At 57.0% G+C, this 17,209-nt stretch carries 23 protein-coding genes and 1 tRNA gene; 13 read left to right on the top strand and 11 right to left on the bottom strand.

Features of this window, described 5'->3' with window-relative positions:
* Positions 1-31: 31 nt before the first annotated feature.
* From rpmI to SynROS8604_RS00285, 3 genes are all read left to right on the top strand, one after another.
* On the top strand, positions 32-229 hold the full coding sequence (rpmI, locus tag SynROS8604_RS00295) for a 50S ribosomal protein L35 (RefSeq protein WP_006855012.1): 198 nt from the start codon (positions 32-34) through the stop codon (positions 227-229).
* A gap of 72 nt (positions 230-301) precedes the next feature.
* The gene (gene rplT / locus SynROS8604_RS00290) at positions 302-649 is read left to right on the top strand and encodes a 50S ribosomal protein L20 (protein ID WP_006855011.1); all 348 of its coding nucleotides are present in this window, start codon (positions 302-304) and stop codon (positions 647-649) included.
* Positions 650-685: 36 nt separating this feature from the next.
* A complete protein-coding gene (locus SynROS8604_RS00285) occupies positions 686-1,261 on the top strand; it encodes a hypothetical protein (RefSeq protein ID WP_186544693.1) in 576 nt (191 codons plus the stop codon).
* On the opposite strand, the gene SynROS8604_RS00280 is transcribed toward SynROS8604_RS00285, so the two are convergent.
* Positions 1,229-1,750 carry a hypothetical protein gene (locus SynROS8604_RS00280; protein ID WP_186544692.1) on the bottom strand — a complete coding sequence of 174 codons (522 nt, stop codon included), beginning with the start codon at positions 1,748-1,750 and terminating at the stop codon, positions 1,229-1,231. The genes SynROS8604_RS00285 and SynROS8604_RS00280 overlap by 33 nt on opposite strands.
* A 93-nt stretch (positions 1,751-1,843) precedes the next feature.
* Here SynROS8604_RS00280 and SynROS8604_RS00275 point away from each other — a divergent pair, with 93 nt between their 5' ends.
* The 4 genes from SynROS8604_RS00275 (at position 1,844) to SynROS8604_RS00260 (ending at position 5,395) form a co-directional block, all read left to right on the top strand.
* The gene (locus tag SynROS8604_RS00275) at positions 1,844-2,656 is read left to right on the top strand and encodes a thiazole synthase (protein WP_186544691.1); all 813 of its coding nucleotides are present in this window, start codon (positions 1,844-1,846) and stop codon (positions 2,654-2,656) included.
* A gap of 157 nt (positions 2,657-2,813) precedes the next feature.
* On the top strand, positions 2,814-2,981 hold the full coding sequence (gene psb34 / locus SynROS8604_RS00270) for a photosystem II assembly protein Psb34 (RefSeq protein WP_006855007.1): 168 nt from the start codon (positions 2,814-2,816) through the stop codon (positions 2,979-2,981).
* Between the two features lie 58 nt (positions 2,982-3,039).
* Entirely contained in the window at positions 3,040-4,236 is a 1,197-nt protein-coding gene (locus tag SynROS8604_RS00265) for an NAD-dependent epimerase/dehydratase family protein (protein ID WP_006855006.1), read from the top strand.
* Between the two features lie 13 nt (positions 4,237-4,249).
* A complete protein-coding gene (locus SynROS8604_RS00260; protein ID WP_186544690.1) occupies positions 4,250-5,395 on the top strand; it encodes a glycosyltransferase family 1 protein in 1,146 nt (381 codons plus the stop codon).
* Position 5,396: 1 nt separating this feature from the next.
* On the opposite strand, the gene mrdA is transcribed toward SynROS8604_RS00260, so the two are convergent.
* From mrdA to cbiD, 5 genes are all read right to left on the bottom strand, one after another.
* Entirely contained in the window at positions 5,397-7,202 is a 1,806-nt protein-coding gene (mrdA, locus tag SynROS8604_RS00255) for a penicillin-binding protein 2 (RefSeq protein ID WP_186544689.1), read from the bottom strand.
* 5 nt (positions 7,203-7,207) lie between these two features.
* Positions 7,208-7,603, bottom strand: a complete 396-nt coding sequence (locus SynROS8604_RS00250; RefSeq protein ID WP_186544688.1) for a hypothetical protein — start codon at positions 7,601-7,603, stop codon at positions 7,208-7,210.
* A 14-nt stretch (positions 7,604-7,617) separates the two neighbouring features.
* A complete protein-coding gene (locus SynROS8604_RS00245; protein WP_186544687.1) occupies positions 7,618-8,229 on the bottom strand; it encodes a hypothetical protein in 612 nt (203 codons plus the stop codon).
* 64 nt (positions 8,230-8,293) lie between these two features.
* Entirely contained in the window at positions 8,294-9,880 is a 1,587-nt protein-coding gene (gene guaA, locus SynROS8604_RS00240) for a glutamine-hydrolyzing GMP synthase (protein ID WP_186544686.1), read from the bottom strand.
* A 48-nt stretch (positions 9,881-9,928) separates the two neighbouring features.
* On the bottom strand, positions 9,929-11,119 hold the full coding sequence (cbiD, locus tag SynROS8604_RS00235; RefSeq protein ID WP_186545726.1) for a cobalt-precorrin-5B (C(1))-methyltransferase CbiD: 1,191 nt from the start codon (positions 11,117-11,119) through the stop codon (positions 9,929-9,931).
* Between the two features lie 54 nt (positions 11,120-11,173).
* On the opposite strand from cbiD, the gene SynROS8604_RS00230 reads away from it, so the two are divergent.
* Together SynROS8604_RS00230 and SynROS8604_RS00225 are read left to right on the top strand one after the other, a co-directional pair.
* A complete protein-coding gene (locus tag SynROS8604_RS00230; protein ID WP_186544685.1) occupies positions 11,174-12,328 on the top strand; it encodes an alanine--glyoxylate aminotransferase family protein in 1,155 nt (384 codons plus the stop codon).
* Positions 12,329-12,379: 51 nt separating this feature from the next.
* Positions 12,380-12,451 (top strand) — tRNA-Gly (locus tag SynROS8604_RS00225).
* Between the two features lie 3 nt (positions 12,452-12,454).
* Here the strand turns inward: SynROS8604_RS00225 and SynROS8604_RS00220 are convergent.
* The 3 genes from SynROS8604_RS00220 to SynROS8604_RS00210 all read right to left on the bottom strand — a co-directional run bounded on the left by SynROS8604_RS00220 (position 12,455) and on the right by SynROS8604_RS00210 (position 13,268).
* Positions 12,455-12,649, bottom strand: coding sequence for a hypothetical protein (locus SynROS8604_RS00220; RefSeq protein WP_186544684.1), 195 nt, complete (start codon positions 12,647-12,649; stop codon positions 12,455-12,457).
* 86 nt (positions 12,650-12,735) lie between these two features.
* Positions 12,736-12,939 carry a hypothetical protein gene (locus SynROS8604_RS00215; protein ID WP_186544683.1) on the bottom strand — a complete coding sequence of 68 codons (204 nt, stop codon included), beginning with the start codon at positions 12,937-12,939 and terminating at the stop codon, positions 12,736-12,738.
* 38 nt (positions 12,940-12,977) lie between these two features.
* On the bottom strand, positions 12,978-13,268 hold the full coding sequence (locus SynROS8604_RS00210; RefSeq protein WP_186544682.1) for a chemotaxis protein: 291 nt from the start codon (positions 13,266-13,268) through the stop codon (positions 12,978-12,980).
* A gap of 84 nt (positions 13,269-13,352) precedes the next feature.
* On the opposite strand from SynROS8604_RS00210, the gene SynROS8604_RS00205 reads away from it, so the two are divergent.
* The 3 genes from SynROS8604_RS00205 (at position 13,353) to SynROS8604_RS00195 (ending at position 14,772) form a co-directional block, all read left to right on the top strand.
* The gene (locus tag SynROS8604_RS00205) at positions 13,353-13,868 is read left to right on the top strand and encodes an AbrB family transcriptional regulator (RefSeq protein WP_006854995.1); all 516 of its coding nucleotides are present in this window, start codon (positions 13,353-13,355) and stop codon (positions 13,866-13,868) included.
* Positions 13,869-13,930: 62 nt separating this feature from the next.
* A complete protein-coding gene (locus tag SynROS8604_RS00200) occupies positions 13,931-14,374 on the top strand; it encodes a DUF6554 family protein (RefSeq protein WP_186544681.1) in 444 nt (147 codons plus the stop codon).
* Between the two features lie 11 nt (positions 14,375-14,385).
* Positions 14,386-14,772, top strand: coding sequence for a hypothetical protein (locus tag SynROS8604_RS00195; RefSeq protein ID WP_186545725.1), 387 nt, complete (start codon positions 14,386-14,388; stop codon positions 14,770-14,772).
* Here the strand turns inward: SynROS8604_RS00195 and SynROS8604_RS00190 are convergent.
* Positions 14,727-16,235 carry a DEAD/DEAH box helicase gene (locus SynROS8604_RS00190; protein ID WP_186545724.1) on the bottom strand — a complete coding sequence of 503 codons (1,509 nt, stop codon included), beginning with the start codon at positions 16,233-16,235 and terminating at the stop codon, positions 14,727-14,729. The two genes, SynROS8604_RS00195 and SynROS8604_RS00190, sit on opposite strands and share 46 nt — an antisense overlap.
* A 281-nt stretch (positions 16,236-16,516) precedes the next feature.
* Here SynROS8604_RS00190 and SynROS8604_RS00185 point away from each other — a divergent pair, with 281 nt between their 5' ends.
* Positions 16,517-16,948, top strand: coding sequence for an HNH endonuclease (locus SynROS8604_RS00185; RefSeq protein WP_186544680.1), 432 nt, complete (start codon positions 16,517-16,519; stop codon positions 16,946-16,948).
* On the opposite strand, the gene SynROS8604_RS00180 is transcribed toward SynROS8604_RS00185, so the two are convergent.
* Positions 16,949-17,140 (bottom strand): serine protease inhibitor, encoded by a 192-nt coding sequence (locus tag SynROS8604_RS00180; RefSeq protein WP_186544679.1) that lies wholly within the window; start codon positions 17,138-17,140, stop codon positions 16,949-16,951.
* Positions 17,141-17,209: the final 69 nt, after the last annotated feature.

Here is a 17,209-nt window from a genome sequence, read left to right as displayed (position 1 = left end):
GTTGTCGCTTATGCCGCGTGCAGCCAGACCCATGCCCAAGCTCAAGACCCGCAAAGCAGCCGCCAAACGGTTCAAAGCAACAGGCACTGGCAAGTTCATGCGTCGCCGCGCCTTTCATAATCACCTTCTCGATCACAAATCGCCGAAACAGAAGCGTCATTTGAAGACCAAGGCTGTGGTGGATCGCACCGACGAGGAACGCGTCACGCTGATGATGCCCTACGCCTGAGCTCAGTCCTGAGTCCTGCCAGGTGGTCATCCACGCAGGACATTCTTCCCTCAACTTCTCCAAATCTGATTCATGGCTCGCGTCAAGAGAGGCAATGTTGCCCGTAAACGCCGCAATAAAATTCTCCGTTTAGCCCGTGGTTTCCGCGGCAGCAACGGAACACTCTTCCGTACGGCAAATCAACGCGTCATGAAGGCGCTTTGCAATGCCTACCGCGACCGTCGTCGTCGCAAACGTGATTTCCGCCGTCTCTGGATTGCACGGATCAATGCAGCAGCACGCATGAATGGCGTGAGCTACAGCCGTTTGATTGGCGGTCTCAAGAAAGCTGATGTGCGGATCAACCGCAAAATGTTGGCCCAGATGGCTGTTGTCGATCCTGCGAGTTTCGCCAACGTTGTGAATGCCACTCAGGGTTAATGATCAGTCCCCAACGGGACGTTTCTTGGGTCTGACATGAATTCCTTGCTGCCTCAGACCTATTTATTGGGCCTGATTGGCCTACTGGCGATCGTCGCTGTTGTCGGCGGTCGCCAATTTTTACGGGTTCGCCGCGACGAACAAAGCTTGCTCAAGATGGAGCAAGAGAAGGTTGCGTCCTCCAAAGACGCAGGCGCTCTCTATGAGCTGGCGTCCGTTCAATTGCGCAAGCGCCTGTATCCGCAGGCGATTGTGACCTTGCGCCAGGCCGTCAAAAGGCTCAATGATGAGCCCGATGAAGCGCGCGCTCTGATTGAAAATGCCCTGGGCTATGCGTTAGCTGCGGAGAAGGATTTCACGACCGCCGTACGCCACTACAAGGCAGCTCTCCGTGCCAAAGAGGATTATCCGGTAGCCATCAATAATCTCGCCTTTGCCCAAGAGCGACTCCTAGCAAACGAAGAAGCCTGTGATCTTTATCGCCGAGCACTCGTTCTTGACCCTAAAAACAAAACAGCGCGTAAGCGGTTAAACCGCTTAGAACGCGCCACGACGAAAGGCAAGAACTCCGATCAAGCTTCACCAAAGAGCCCGGATGGGCGCGGATTCTGAAACAGCACAGCTACGCGACAGGTCAAGACGTCCTCCAGGGTTCGTCAGTCTTGGAGCATCCCACCCAGCCAAAGAAAAGGCTTGCAACCCTAAAAACCTTCCACCAATTTCGAGGTCATTGGTGAGTTCAGGAGACAAGGGCAGAAGGTCAAGCTGATCAGATTTCGCATTGAGATTGCCCTGAACAGGCGTAGAGATCGCGCCGATGCGCATGTCTCCACGCAAATCCACCATCTGCCCCATGGGCTTCAAGCTGGTCAGGGTTAATTCCACATCCACAGTGGAATTCGACTCAAAGGAGGTGTAATTTCCGCACCATTGGCGTGGCAGGGTTGCAGCGAGATCAGCAGCACGCGCGACAGGATCAAAACTCTCAACAGATCCCTCAAATTCAAGAGGTATGGCTAGTTGTGAACTATTAAACGATTGGGAAGACTCAAACGGTGCCTGAATCTCAGCCGGTATGTCTATGACTGGTGGAACGGGCATGCAACCAATAGATGATTGGCGCAGGGTAGGGCGGTTGCGGCCTGCTTGACCGCATCACGATCCGGTTCTCCAACCAAACCGCAACTGACCACAATGGATCCGACCCACTCTCACGACGAAGCACTCCATATCGGAGGGCGCAGCTTCAACAGCAGACTGATCACCGGGACAGGCAAATACCCAAACCTGGAGGCCATGCAGCTCAGCCTGGAGAGCTCTGGCTGTGAGATGGTCACGGTTGCCGTTCGGCGCGTTCAGGCGGTCGCTGAGGGGCATTCAGGCCTCATGGAAGCCATTGACTGGTCACGCATCTGGATGCTTCCCAATACGGCGGGGTGCACCAACGCCGAGGAAGCCGTGCGAGTGGCCCGGCTTGGCAGGGAGCTCGCCAAGCTGGCGGGTCAGGAAAACAACAACTTTGTGAAATTGGAGGTCATCCCAGACAGTCGTCACTTACTTCCCGACCCCTTTGGAACCTTGGAAGCAGCAGAAATGCTGGTGAAGGAGAACTTCACCGTTCTGCCCTACATCAATGCGGACCCCCTCTTGGCCAAGCGCTTAGAGGACGTGGGCTGCGCCACCGTGATGCCCTTGGGATCCCCCATCGGATCAGGTCAAGGCTTACGCAATGCCGCCAACATCCGCCTGATCATTGAGAACGCCAAGGTGCCGGTGGTGGTTGATGCGGGAATCGGCGTGCCAAGTGATGCGGCCCAAGCGATGGAGATGGGCGCCGATGCCGTTCTCATCAACAGCGCCATCGCCCTCGCGGGACAACCTCCCCTGATGGCAGAAGCGATGGCCTCCGCCGTGCAGGCAGGACGCCAATCCTTGCTGGCGGGCCGGTTACCAACCCGCGCCGAAGCCTCTCCAAGCTCCCCCACCAGCGGACGCATCAACAGCTAGCCACGCACAACGCACTCACCACCTCGCTCGCCACCTCGTACGGCGCCGCGTACACCGCCTGGATGTAACAGCACATCTCAGGCCATGAAGGAGCATGGCGAATCAAAGCGCACCCACCATCAACTCCATAAGGTCCCGTTCAGTTGCAGCTCAATCCATGCAGGTCACTCAAGAAGATGGCGGTCGCCTCAACGCCTTCGCGAAGGAACCTCGAATGGAAGTGATCAGCGACGGAGCCTCTCTCAGCAACGGCTCTCGGCTGCTGATCATCTCCGGCGCAGTGCTTGTGATCGCCCTCATGGCTCTGTCCGTAGCCGTCAGCTAAAAAGCCTGTAGTAGCTTGCCAGAAATCAGCGGCTTGCTCGCTTCAGCAGGAGTTTGGGGTGAAAGTTCTCGTTTTAGGTGGTGACGGCTTCTGCGGCTGGCCTTGTGCGGTGAATTTGGCGGACCAAAATCACGATGTTGTGATTGTGGACAACCTCAGCCGTCGCAAGATCGACATCGACCTTGAGGTGGAATCGTTAACGCCGATCGTGAGCATCGGTGAACGCCTCAACGTCTGGGAAAGCATTGGCGGCAAGCCCATGCGATTCATCCATATGGATATCGCCCACGAGTACCAACGGCTCCTCGACCTCATCATCGAAGAGAAACCCGACTCGGTGGTGCACTTCGCCGAGCAGCGCGCCGCTCCTTACTCAATGAAGAGCAGCGCCACCAAGCGCTACACCGTTGACAACAACGTGAACGGCACCCACAACCTGCTGGCCGCGATCGTGGAATCGGGCCAAGACATCCACGTGGTGCACCTGGGCACGATGGGGGTGTATGGCTATGGCTCCCACCGTGGCGCCACCATTCCTGAGGGCTACCTCAAGGTGGAAGTGCCCCAGCCTGATGGCAGCCGTTTTGAGGAGGAAATTCTTCATCCAGCCAGTCCTGGCAGCGTTTATCACATGACCAAGACGCTCGATCAGCTGCTGTTCCTCTACTACAACAAGAACGACAAGGTCCGCATTACCGACCTTCACCAAGGCATTGTTTGGGGCACCAACACGGAGGCCACGGATCGTGATCCGCGGCTCACCAACCGCTTTGATTACGACGGTGACTACGGAACGGTGCTGAACCGCTTCCTGATGCAAGCCGCGATCGGATATCCTCTCACCGTGCATGGCACCGGCGGTCAAACCCGCGCCTTCATCCACATCCGTGACTCGGTGCGTTGCGTGCAGCTCGCACTCGAAAACCGGCCTGAAAAAGGCGAACGGGTCAAGATTTTCAATCAAATGACCGAGAGCCACCAAGTGGGCGAATTGGCCAAGAAGGTGGCTGCCTTAACAGGCGCTCAGGTCAACAATCTCCCGAATCCACGCAACGAAGCCGTTGAAAACGATCTGATCGTGGACAACCGCTGTTTCATCGAACTGGGGCTCAAACCCACCACCTTGGATGACGGCCTCTTGAAGGAGGTGGTGGAAATCGCCACTCGCTATGCGGATCGCTGCGACCGGAATCGCATCCTCTGCACATCGGCCTGGACCAAAACCCAAGCCCAAGCCATTGGCAACGCCTCCTGATCGGGACGAACCCTTGAGAATCGCCTTCTTTACCGAAACTTTCCTCCCCAAAGTCGACGGCATCGTCACCCGGCTCACCAAAACGGTGAAGCATCTGGTCGATGCCGGAGATGAGGTGGTGGTGTTTTGTCCGGAAGGCGCACCCAGCAGCTACATGGGAGCCAAGGTGGTGGGCGTTCCAGCCATGCCCTTGCCGCTCTACCCAGAGCTGAAGCTGGCCTTGCCGCGGCCTGCGGTCTCCGAAGCCATCGATGCCTTCCAGCCAGACCTGATCCACGTGGTCAATCCAGCGGTTTTGGGTTTAGGAGGCATCTGGCTCGCCAAGAGCAAATCCATCCCCCTCATCGCCAGTTATCACACCCATCTGCCGAAATATCTTGAGCACTACGGCATGGGCATGCTCGAACCGTTGCTTTGGGAGCTGCTGAAAGCAGCGCATAACCAAGCCGTGCTCAATCTCTGCACCTCCACAGCGATGGTGCAAGAGCTCAGCGACAAGGGCATCCAACACACTGCCCTCTGGCAGCGAGGCGTGGATACGGAGCTGTTCCGGCCCGAACTGCGTAGCCCAGAACTCCGTCAACGCTTGCTCGGTGCATACGACGACCGCGGCTCACTGCTGCTGTATGTCGGGCGGCTCTCGGCAGAAAAACAGATCGAACGGATCCGCCCCGTGCTCGAAGCGTTGCCCGATACCCGACTGGCACTCGTCGGCGACGGACCCCACCGGCAACAGTTGGAGAAGCATTTCGAAGGAACGGCCACCACCTTTGTGGGCTATCTGGCCGGAGAAGAACTTGCGGGGGCCTATGCCAGCGGTGATGCCTTCCTCTTTCCCTCCAGCACCGAAACCCTTGGCCTTGTGTTGCTCGAAGCGATGGCCGCTGGCTGCCCGGTGGTGGGAGCCAATCGCGGCGGCATTCCAGACATCATCAGCGACGGCGTGAACGGCTGTCTTTATGAACCGGACGGGGCCGATGCAGGGGCGGGGAGCTTGATCGAAGCCACCCGCAAGCTGCTCGGCAATGATCTCGAACGTCAAACCCTCCGCAATGCCGCCCGCTCGGAAGCTGAGCGCTGGGGCTGGGCAGGAGCCACAGAACAATTACGCGGCTATTACCGCCAAGTGCTCTCCTCAGACATCAGCTCAGCGGCATAAATCAATTTTGTGTGCGGTTGCGGTTCCAAACCTCAATCACTTTTTTGGCCATCGGCAGCGCATGCACGGAACCTCCCCCAGGGGTGTTCTGCGCAAAGGCCACCACCACAATCTCGCCGTTCGGGTAAGGGGCATAACTGGCAAACCAGGCATGATCTGGACCGCCCGTGCTGTCCTCCGCCGTACCGGTCTTACCTGCCGCAGGAGGAATGCCCTCTCCGTTCAGGCCGTAGCCGGTGCCGTCCTCCACCACCTTGCGCAAACCTTGACGGATCTTGGCCAGGGTTGCTGGCTTGATCGGCACCTTGGTACGCCGCGATGGGGCCGTCCAATCCAAGCCTTGATCGGCCAGATGGGGGGTGACGAGCCAGCCACCATTGGCAAACACGCAGTAAGCCCGTGCCAGTTGAAGAGGGGTGATCTGCACCACGGACTGGCCAATCGACGCAGAGGCCATGTCCTCTGGAATCCAAGGCGTGGACCCAGGCTCCGCCCAGCCGCGGCCCTCCTTCGCCCAGGCTTCATCTCCAACGAGACCCACATTTTCCTCCCAACCGATCTCAATCCCCGTCTTGCGCCCGAAGCCAAGCTGGGTGGCCGCCTTCTTGAGAGCAAGCGAACCCGACCCCACGCCCACTTGATAGAAGAACGTGTTGCTGGAGAAGCGCAGGGCATCGGCGTAGCCAATCCGGCCAAAGCCAGCGCCATTGTGATCAGGGAAACAGTGACCGCCGTAGGTGATGCAAGCGGTGGTGTTCAACTTGACCTCAGGCGGAAATTTGCCTGACGCCATTCCTGCCATTGCCGTCACGGGCTTCCACGTGCTGCCAGGGTCATAGGCATTCATGGCACGGCTTAACAGCGGCTTTTTGGGATTGGAAAACAGCGCGTCGTACTCCTTCTGCGTGGTGACCAGTTTCGAGAAAAAATTGGGGTCAAAATTCGGTTTGCTCGCAAGCGCCAAAATCGCTCCGTTGCGAGGGTCCATGGCCACGATTGCGCCGCCAGGCTTATCAGCCAAAACCTGTTCAGCCACCTTCTGAAGATCAAGATCGAGCGTGAGAGTGAGATCTTTGCCCGCCACGGAGGGACGATCGCCCAGGTGCCTTTGCACCTCACCCATGGCATTCACTTCAAGCATTTGACCACCCCATTCGCCCCGTAAATGGGACTCGTAGGCCGCCTCGACGCCGATGCGACCAATACGATCGCGAATTTTGTAGCCCCGATCAGCCAGGGCGGTGTACTCCTCCTCGGTGATCGGCTGTGTGTAGCCGAGGGTATGGGCTGCCAGCGATCCGTAGGGATAGGCGCGAAGAATGTCCACGTCCACTTGAGCTCCCTTCAGGCCGAGGGACTGCTCCCGGAAACGCAGCACCTGCTCAGGGCTGAGTTCACTGGCCAAATTGATGCGGTAACCATTGCGGTCTGGGCCTGACTGGCGCCGACGATCCAGGGTTGACGGGTTGAGATCGAGAAGACTGGCAAGCCGGTCGCGCAACGCCGGCCAGGCCGCATCATCCACCAAGCGCGGCTCCACATACAGCGAATAGGTGAGCTTGCTGGAGGCCAAAACACGCCCTTTGCGATCAAGAAGACGGCCGCGCGTTGGCGATCTAGGTACCAAGCGAATGCGATTTTCATCCGCCAACTGCCTGTAACGGGGACCCTCCAACACCTGGAGCCAGACCAGGCGAGCAACCATCGCGCTGCAAAACAACAGCACCACTCCGAACAAGACCAGGGGCTGCTGGCGCAATCCACTTTGACGCTGAGCGTCCCTTGGGGGAGAAGCAGAGCGCGTCATGCCCCTTAGCTCTCTTGCTCGAACTGAGCTTCCAAGGCCTGCAGCCGCTGCGTAATCCTTGCCAAAACCTCATGCAACTGCTGTTCTTCCTGTTCTGGTGAACGGCCTTCTTCGATGACGTCAATCACCTCAGCTGAAGGCTCCTCCACAGCCACTTGCACAGGCATCACTGGATTACCGAGCCCAGGACTCACTTGATCCAGTCGTTCCCGCACACCCTTCGCGGCCGTTTCACCTTCATCGCGCAACTCGCGCAACGGATCTGGCGCCCCTGAAGTGAACGATTCCACCACCTTGGCGGGACCTCCAGCGCGAGCCCGCTCAACCAAAGCAAGCCCCACAGGCAGCACGTCCTGCATCAATGCCAGTCTCAGGGAGTCAAACGGTTGGTTATCAGCCACGAGCAGACCCGAACTCAGCGCACTCCAGTCTGCTCCGGAGGAGGCAAAAGTGTCGGACAACTTGAATTAGATGACCCAAGCCACCAGCCACCCACGCCTGTGATCACCAACAACGCCACCGCAGGAGCCAAGGCATGATGAGTGGCCTCTAAGGCGAGCCATTCCCCCCACGAGCGCCAAAAACGGTCACGAACGAAACGACGACGCTCCCAGGTTTCCTGCTTGGCGCGTCTGCGATACGACTTCTCGACCCAACGCTCGAACGACGTCTTTTTGGTGATCGCCATCTTGCGCTCCACCTCCAGCAGATGACCAGAGCTCAGCTCGGGGTGAAACGTCCCAATCAGTTCCAAGCTTTTGAGGAACATCTCCACGGCTCCGTCCTTGATCTCCCGATCGGAATCGTTCAGCAAGGTCCAGTCGAGCTCTGGATAGAAGCGACTGCGATTCACAGCAATCTGCTCTTCCGGGAGCTGGCCCGGTTCGCGCAACCAACGATCCGTATTGCTGTCGAAGCGACGCCAATACAAGAACGGATTGATGTAGATCGTTTTCCCTGCCAACAGGATGCTGTCTTGCTGAAGACGGCGCTGAAGCTGGAGGTCCTGCTCTTGAGCAGCGGTCAAGGGATTGATGCCGGGCGCTAAGGGTATCGACGCTGAGGCCCCTTCACCAGCCCCTTAAACAGCCTCATTCCCACTCAATTGTTCCTGGCGGCTTGCTGGTGATGTCCATCACCACACGATTCACTCCTTTCACCTCATTCACGATCCGATTGGAAATCGTTTCCATCAGGTCATAGGGAAGCCTCGACCAATCAGCGGTCATGCCGTCCTCACTCGACACACAGCGCAGCACGATTGGCCAGGCATAGGTGCGCTTATCGCCCATCACACCTACGGAGCGCACGGGAAGAAGCACCGCAAATGCTTGCCAAATCTCGTGATACAGCCCCGCCGCATTCACCTCCTCGCGCACAATCAGATCGGCATCACGCAAACAATCAAGCTTTTCCTCTGTCACTTCGCCCAAGATGCGAATCGCCAGTCCAGGACCAGGGAAAGGATGACGACTGACGATCTCCTCGGGCAAACCGAGTGTGCGACCCACCTTGCGAACTTCATCTTTGAAGAGTTTGCGTAGGGGCTCCACCAACTTGAAGCGCAAATCCTTCGGAAGCCCTCCCACGTTGTGATGGCTCTTGATCTTCACCGCCACACGCTCGCCGGTTTTGGGATCCACGTTGGTGCCAGCACTCTCAATCACATCCGGATACAGCGTGCCCTGGGCGAGGTAATCGAAGGGGCCAAGGCGCTTGCTCTCCTCTTCAAACACACGGATGAATTCCGTGCCGATGATTTTGCGCTTCTCCTCTGGGTCTGTGATGCCATCAAGCTTCTTGATAAACCGATCGCGAGCATTGATGTACTCCACATGAATATTGAATTTGCGATCAAAGAACTCCATCAAGAACTCAGGCTCGCCTTTGCGCATAAAGCCTTGATCGATGAACATGCAGGTGAGTTGATCTCCAATCGCTTTCTTCAATAAAAAAGCAAGGGTTGAAGAATCCACACCGCCTGACAAGGCAAGCAGCACGCGCTTTTTGCCGACCTGTTCACGCACATTGGCAACCGCTTCATCGATGAAAGCCTCCGTGGTCCAATCCGTGTCGCAGCCGCAGATGTGATATACAAAATTGCGAATCATCACCATTCCACCGGTGGAATGAACCACTTCAGGGTGAAATTGAACGCCGTATAAACGTCGACTGTGGTTCGCAATCGCGGCTTCAGGCGTATTCGCTGTTTGCGCTAAACGCACAAAGCCGTCGGGCAAGGCCTCTACGGAATCACCGTGACTCATCCACATCGTGGAGCCACTCTCCACATTCGTGAGAAGTTCCGTTGGGTCATTCACCACGAGCGGAGCCTTGCCGTATTCGGCCTTACCCGTGGCCGCCACCACCTGACCACCGAGCTGCTGAACCATCAACTGCATGCCATAGCAGACCCCCAGCACCGGGATGCCCAGATCCCAAATCGCTGGATCACAGAGGGGAGCTTCATCGGCATAAACCGAACTTGGGCCTCCGCTGAGGATGATTCCACGAGGAGACAATGCCCGTAATTCTTCAGCGCTGGTGCTGTAGCCCAACACCACGGAGAAGACCTCCGTCTCACGAACGCGGCGTGCAATCAGTTCCGAGTACTGAGAACCGAAATCAAGAATGACGATGGCCGGTTTGCGCTGACCTTCGCTCTGGACTGATGACATACCGCTCTAGGACCGTCAAAAGAACGGCCTTCCAAACCTTCAGTTCCCTCAGCGTAGAGAAGGATCAAAACCGGCCTCTCCCCCTTGCAGATGAATGCCCAGTCCGCAACGCGCCAGAAGGGAGTGCCCTGTCAAGCCAGTCCAACGCAACTGGCGTTGGCGATCAAAGAGCGCCGCACCGACCCGCATAGGCCAGGCGCCATAACGCTTTAGGTAGGCCTCGCTTCTCACTTCAACCGCCTGTGCAATCGCTTGCCAAACCCGATCCGCCTCGGCGCAATCGCGCTTCTCCAGCTGTTGAAGCGCCGATTCCATCGACGCACAACCCAGCAGCTCTTTGATCAGATCCACACCGAGCCCCTGCTGCAGGGCAATTGCCGCAAGAACCTCTAAACGACCATCCGCCAAATGGTGGTGGGTGTGAAAAATCCCACCAGCCAATTTGACCAACTTTCCGTGGTATCCGAGCAACAGCAGGTTGCTCACCCCCGCTTCCGCACTCGCCACAAGCAATGGCCCAATCCAGTTCCCTGTCTTCAGCAAAGGCTGTTGATCGGCAAGACCCAGCTGATGGGCGAGATCAAGCCCATTTTCCCCAATCACCAAAGTGAGCGATCCGCGGAAATCGGAAGCTCCCGCGATCAACTGAAGAGCATCAAGGCTGGCGCGCAGCTGATCGGGCGAGGCACTCGACTGCACCTCCGCTTGCGTGCCAATCAAAGCCAAACCATCCACCACGCCAAACGCTGCATTACTGGTGCGCTGGGCCAACTCGCGGCCACGCGGAAACACAACTTCCAACTGCAGACATTGACCAGGAGACACCAGGTCTCGCAGATTTGCCTCCAACAAACGGCGGGCAAAGTCAGAAGCGCAAAGATCACCTTCACGCCCCTTTCGGCCAATCCCCTCCCCAGGCACGATCTCTAACCAATCTGTCTCTAAGCAACCTGTTTGCGATTGACCCCAACGCGCCTGAACCCAAATTTCTAAATCTCGCGTGAGATCAAGACCTGGACCTGGGTCGCAGCGGCTGATCGCCAACGCTTGCTCACCCTCTTGCAAGGGTGCTGCCGATTGCACGGGCACGCCAAGAGCCTGATCGCGACCTGGAATCTGCAGCGATTGTGGATTTTCAAACGTCTGCCCACACAACACCTGCGTCGCCGCGCGAGCTGCAGCGGCAACCCAGACGGGGAGAGTCAGCCCTGAGGGGAGATCTGTGAGGGATTGCGTGATACCGAATTGCAAGCGGATCGTTTTTTAGAATGAACGATTGGCGCTCTTCCGGACGTGCAGGACAAGCTCACCCTGATGATCCCCGGACCCACCCCGGTGCCAGAAACGGTTCTGAAAGCGATGGGACGCCATCCCATCGGGCACCGCAGCGGTGAGTTTCAAGCGGTGGTCGAACGAACAACGGCTCAACTGCGTTGGCTGCATCAGACCAACAACGACGTGCTGGTGATTACTGGTAGCGGCACAGCGGCGATGGAAGCTGGAATCATCAACACACTCAGCCGCGGAGATCGGGTGATCTGTGGCGACAACGGCAAGTTCGGCGAGCGCTGGGTGAAGGTGGCGCGTGCCTACGGCCTTGAGGTGGACGTCATCAAGGCGGACTGGGGACAACCCCTCGACCCAGACAACTTCCGGACCGCGTTGGAAGCCGACAGCGACAAAACAATCCGCGCGGTGATCCTGACCCATTCAGAAACCTCCACAGGGGTAATCAACGATCTTGAAACGATCAGCCGCCATGTCCAAGCCCATGGCACAGCGCTGACCATCGCTGACTGCGTCACCAGCCTCGGCGCAACCAACGTGCCCATGGATGACTGGAAGCTCGATGTGGTCGCGTCTGGATCCCAAAAGGGCTACATGATGCCTCCAGGGCTCAGCTTCGTCGCCATGAGTGAGCGGGCTTGGACGGCCTACGAGCGCTCGGATCTGCCCAAGTTCTATTTGGATTTGGGTCCCTATCGAAAAACGGCCGCTAAAAACAGCAATCCATTCACGCCGGCCGTGAATTTGTACTTCGCTCTTGATGCTGCCCTGCAGATGATGCAAGCAGAAGGTCTTGAAGCAATTTTTGCCCGCCATGCGCGTCACCGCGATGCAGCACAAGCGGCCATGAAAGCGATCGGCTTGGCTCTGTTTGCAGCCGAAGGCCATGGAAGTCCGGCCATTACGGCAGTCGCCCCTGAAGGAATGGATGCGGAATTGCTGCGTAAAACCATCAAAGATCGCTTCGACATCCTGTTAGCTGGCGGTCAAGACCACCTCAAAGGAAAAGTTTTCCGCATTGGCCATCTCGGATTTGTCTGCGATCGAGATGTCTTGACGGCCGTCGCTGCCATTGAAGCCGTGTTGCATTCCCTCGGCTTGCATAAGGGCCAGATGGGTGCTGGACTTAATTCCGCATCTGCCGTTTTAAGCAATAATTAGAGGAATCATTCATGAGCTACAGCTACGGGCGTGAGATAGAATCACGCTTATGCGGGTGTAATTCAGCGGTAGAATGTCAGCTTCCCAAGCTGGACGTCGCCGGTTCGAATCCGGTCACCCGCTTGGTCAAGATCTTGGTTTAATCAACTGCATCACTTGAGGACCGACGGTGCCAGCACGGCGCTCCTGTTCTAATGCTTTCAAAATTAGGGACCCTGAAGACGAAACATCACCGGCTTTAGCTGCTGATTGTGCTTGCTGAAATAACACATCAGCTTTAGCAAGATGCTCCTGTTTTTGATTGGGAGCAGATTGCACCATCGTTGGAGTTCTATCGAGGGCCGAAGTCAACACTAACTTCATTTTAATGAAATAGTCTAACAAATGAATCCAACATCAACCTCAACTCAAGTACCAGGCTCTTCGATGTTGCCTCCAAGTTCAGCAATCTGACCTCGAAGCAACTCACTTCTGTTGGCATCACCACGTGTGATTGCAACAGCAAGAGCGAATTCCAACTTTTCAAGCTGGTGACCACCTTCAAAAAAACTTTGATGGTTGCGCTGCAGGACTTTGCAAGTCGCTGCAGAATTGAGAGATGGATGAGCCATATGTGGCTTTATTTAAATTGTGCCACCCACGAAAGGCATTAGGCAGCCAAGTCATGCTCCGAGCACATAACAGGGTTGGGGTGATCCACCCATTGAGGTTCAGAACGCAACAAGAGATCTCGGCAGTCGGTTAGCAACCGATCCACCCCATTAAGACGTTCCAACTCCTCTTTGGGCATGGCGTTGGCCTCAGAGGACTGGCGTTCTAGCTGCAACTCCAAGTTCTCAAGACGATCCTCAAGCTTGATCAGCCGTTGCGATAAAGCATTCAGAGTCTGAGCCACTTCCTCAGCGGTACGCGTAATGCGGAAGGAAACGGACTGGGTCATCGCCCCAACAAACAGTTGTGCCCCGATAACAGCACATCACAACCGTGCGAACCAGACTAAGGATCAATCTGCAGCGTGGTGTTCATGCCCCCACTCACAACGGTGCTCCTCTACCTCTTGGCCGGAACGAGCATGGGGTTGCTGGCCACTCGCACCGGAATTCCAGCTGCTCCACTGGCAGGCGCACTGATCGGAGCAGCCATGGTAAGCATGAGTGGGCGTCTCGAGGTCGCCCAATGGCCAGCAGGAACCAAGACCTGCCTGGAGATTGCCATTGGCACCGTGATCGGGACAGGCCTGACCAAAGCCTCACTCGATCAACTGCAGCAGTTGTGGAAGCCTGCTGTCTTGATCACCCTCACCCTCGTGCTCACCGGCATTGTGGTGGGACTGTGGAGCAGCAGGCTGCTAGGCGTTGATCCTCTTGTCACCCTGCTGGGTGCAGCGCCTGGAGGAATCAGCGGCATGAGCCTGGTGGGGGCTGACTACGGCGTTGGAGCAGCCGTTGCGGCACTGCATGCCGTTCGCTTAATCACGGTCTTGCTGGTCATCCCTGTTGTGGTGAAACTGCTCACTCCGCTTGGGCTTGGTGATTCCTGACGGAGACCTAGACAGAACGCTTTCAATCGATACTTTGGCCTGATTGCTTCATCGGTTCAGCCATGGTTCGTCTGCGCCAGCGCCTTGCCCTCTTACTCCCCCTGGCTGGACTGGCAGGACTGACTTTCATCGCTCCACCCAGCGCCTCCAGCTCCGTGGATTCAGCCGCGAAAGGAGCTCAGATTTACTGCTTCATGCGCAGCAATGGAAATGGTCACAAAGTGAGCTGGGAAGCGGCTTATGCCCTTATCAAACGCCAAAAAAGCGGCATGTTCAAAACATCACCCGAACATGCTGCAGTGATGATTACAGAAGCTGTGGTGAAACAACCGGGTACCTACCCAGATTGCGGCAAATATATCGGCGATCTCTTTGGTTCATCCCAAGGTTCGAATGGCCTGGAAAGCACCATCGACAACAGCAAGATCAATACTTCAATTCCATCAAGCTCGTCCAACACAACCACCTCCTCCGACTGGAGCGAGGACGACCGCTACAGCTATTGACTTTCCCTTCCATGCGATTCATTCCCATCCTGATGATTGGCGGTTTGCTTCTCACAGGTTTGGGCTGCCGCAGCCGATCCGAACCGAAGCCCTCCAGCGTTTCAGCTGAGACGTCCATTGCCGATTGCATGTCAGATCTTGATCTGAACAAGCTCAACAAAGCACTCCAACGCTGCAACGAGATTGTGGAAGCGCATGGAGACAAACCAGCAGCGCTCGCCGATCGCTCGCTGTTGCTCACCTTGATGGGCAAGACAGACCAAGCCTGCGCAGATGTGACCCAAGCCATGGCGCTACTGCGCCAAAGCAAGCGATCCACGGATCCGATGGTGGTGCATGAACTGAATGTGCGTCATAAGTCCTGCAAACAACGGGACAGCATCGTGGGCAACGGCTGACGATCGAGCGTGACGCGACGCGGACCCAGCAGCAGTTCAATCCGTTCCGCTTTGCTAGCCACCAAACCATCCACAAGCTGATCGGCAAGGCCAAGCTGAAGCCAATGGCTGATCAGGCCTCCTTCTTTACCAATGCGATGGCAACGATCTTCCGCCTGGTCGATGTCTCCAGGCGTCCAAGGTCGTTCCAGGAGCACCACATGCTGAGCGCGGTGGAGCGTAAACCCAAGCCCACCGGCAGCAAAGGTGGCCAGGAGTAAGTCGGTCTCCCCAGCTTGAAAGCGGTCGACAGCCAACTGCCGCTGCTCAGGTTTCTGCCGGCCTGTCAGCAAAACGCCTCCCAGGCGTTCGTGGAGCAGCAGCAACGGATCCACAAAGCTGCTGAACAAGACGATCGGCTTGTGCTGCTGCCGCAAACGCTGAATCAACTGTTGCGCAGCCGGCAACTTGAATTCGGCTGCAATTTGCCGCAAAGCTGTCAGGACCGCCAAGGATTCGGCATCAGACCGAACCAATCCCTCCGCCACCCGCTGGCGATAGTCATCGATGACCAGCCGCAGGCGGTAATCAAAACCCTTCAGCTCCTCAGCGTCGAGGTCGATCCCTTCAAACATCCTCTGTTTGGGGGGGAGGTCCAAAACCTGCTGCTTGCGACGATGCAAAACCAGCGGTCGGGTCAAACGTCGCAGCTCGTCCAATCGACTGGCGCCTGCGGTTTGCCAACGCTGCCTTCCGCCTTGCTCGCGGAAATGCCCCTGACAAAACAATTCCTCATAGAAGTGCTGATCCCGAGCAATGGGATGGTCCATCGCAGCGAGCAAGGGATACAGCTGATCAGGCCGGCCGTTCTTCATGGGTGTGCCCGTGAGCATCCAAATGGCTCGCAGGCGGGGATGCCGGGCAAGACGCAAAAAACCCTGGGTGCGTTGCGCCCGCAGAGTTTGGGCGTAATGGGCCTCATCGACGAGCAGCAAGGTGCCCGCCTCCGGGAGCTCAGACGGAAGTCGCGCCCAACTACAAAGCTCTGGCATGAGCTCAAGGGCCGCGGCCTCACGGCGCCAATGCGAATGCAACCCCACAGGGGCCACAACCAACAACCGCAGCGGCAAGGCGCGCAGCAAAGCTCTCGCCGCCAGCAACACGGTGAGGGTTTTACCGAGACCCATCTCATCGGCCAGCACCGCCCCGCGCCGCGCTAACAACCAGCGAGCACCAGAGCGCTGATGAGGCATGGGTAAGCGGCCGTCACGCAAGCGTTGATCCAGATCAGCGTGCGCAATCAGCTCTCGATGAGGCGGCAGAGGGGGGAGCGGATGACGATGCCAATGCAACCAACGCATCAGCTCCTCATCCACCCGGAAGCGCCGTTCAAACCGTTGCAGCAGAGCCTCAGCTGCCGCAAGCGGAAATTCCCAACCCAGCCGAGAACCACGCCATACGCCCCGGGGACGAATTCTGCGCATCTCCGCATGGGTTACCGCATCGAAGGGGTAACGAGCCTGCACCAATCCAGACGGAGTCAATCCCAGCGTGCAAGCTGATGGTGATGAAGCCGTGATTCAGATTCAAGGATCCAGACGCTAATCCTCTCAACAGCTCTGAAGTGCCCTAGCCCACACAAGCCTCACTGGTCTATTCACTGATCGATCGATCAATCAAAAACTGCATGACCTTGAAAATGCAGCGTTCGACACGTTGACGAACCCTGCCCTCACGTCAGACTCGCAGTAGCTGAGGTATCGGGATGCACAGCCGGGATGCGGTTTTCCTAGAGGATCTCTGTCCCAAGCTGCGCAATCGACGCTGGCGTCAATCGATCCATCTCCACACCAGCAACCGCTGCATTTATTGCGGCAAACCTTCTGAGTCGATCGACCATGTGTTCCCCCTGAGCCGTGGGGGGATGAGCGTGACTGAAAACTGTGTTCCAGCTTGTCTGTCGTGCAACGGACAGAAATCTGACGCTGATGTTTTTGACTGGTACCGGCGTCAACGCTTTTATGATCCGCGTCGCGCCATGGCGATTCGTGCCTGGATTGATAGCGATCTGAGCCTCGCCATGAAATTGCTGCAATGGGCTCAGCCTGAACACGACCAACAACCGCGTTCCGAACGGCCAAAAGGCTCCCACCCCCATGGGGATGACGAACAGAACTGGGGGCTTCGTACAGCCTGATCACCACACCCGACAGGCCGCCTCCGAGTGATAGTGCTCACAGATCGAGGCGCTTTGCTCCGGCCGATCTGGAGCCAGAAAGAAGGCGCCAGTTACAAGAGCCGCCGCCAAAAGCGCTGAAGCCGTGCGAAGCCTTGGAGTGTCTTGGGCCTGGGCAAGATCACGACGCGACAGCCGACCCTGAGGCAGCATGGAATCCCGTGAAGGGACCAGTGAAAAGGAAGAATCAGCCACGACGAAACTGCAATTAATACGTTTGTA

Source organism: Synechococcus sp. ROS8604, assembly GCF_014279655.1.
In the GTDB taxonomy this organism is placed as follows: Bacteria; Cyanobacteriota; Cyanobacteriia; order PCC-6307; family Cyanobiaceae; genus Synechococcus_C.
This window is presented reverse-complemented; position numbering and strand designations above follow the sequence as displayed.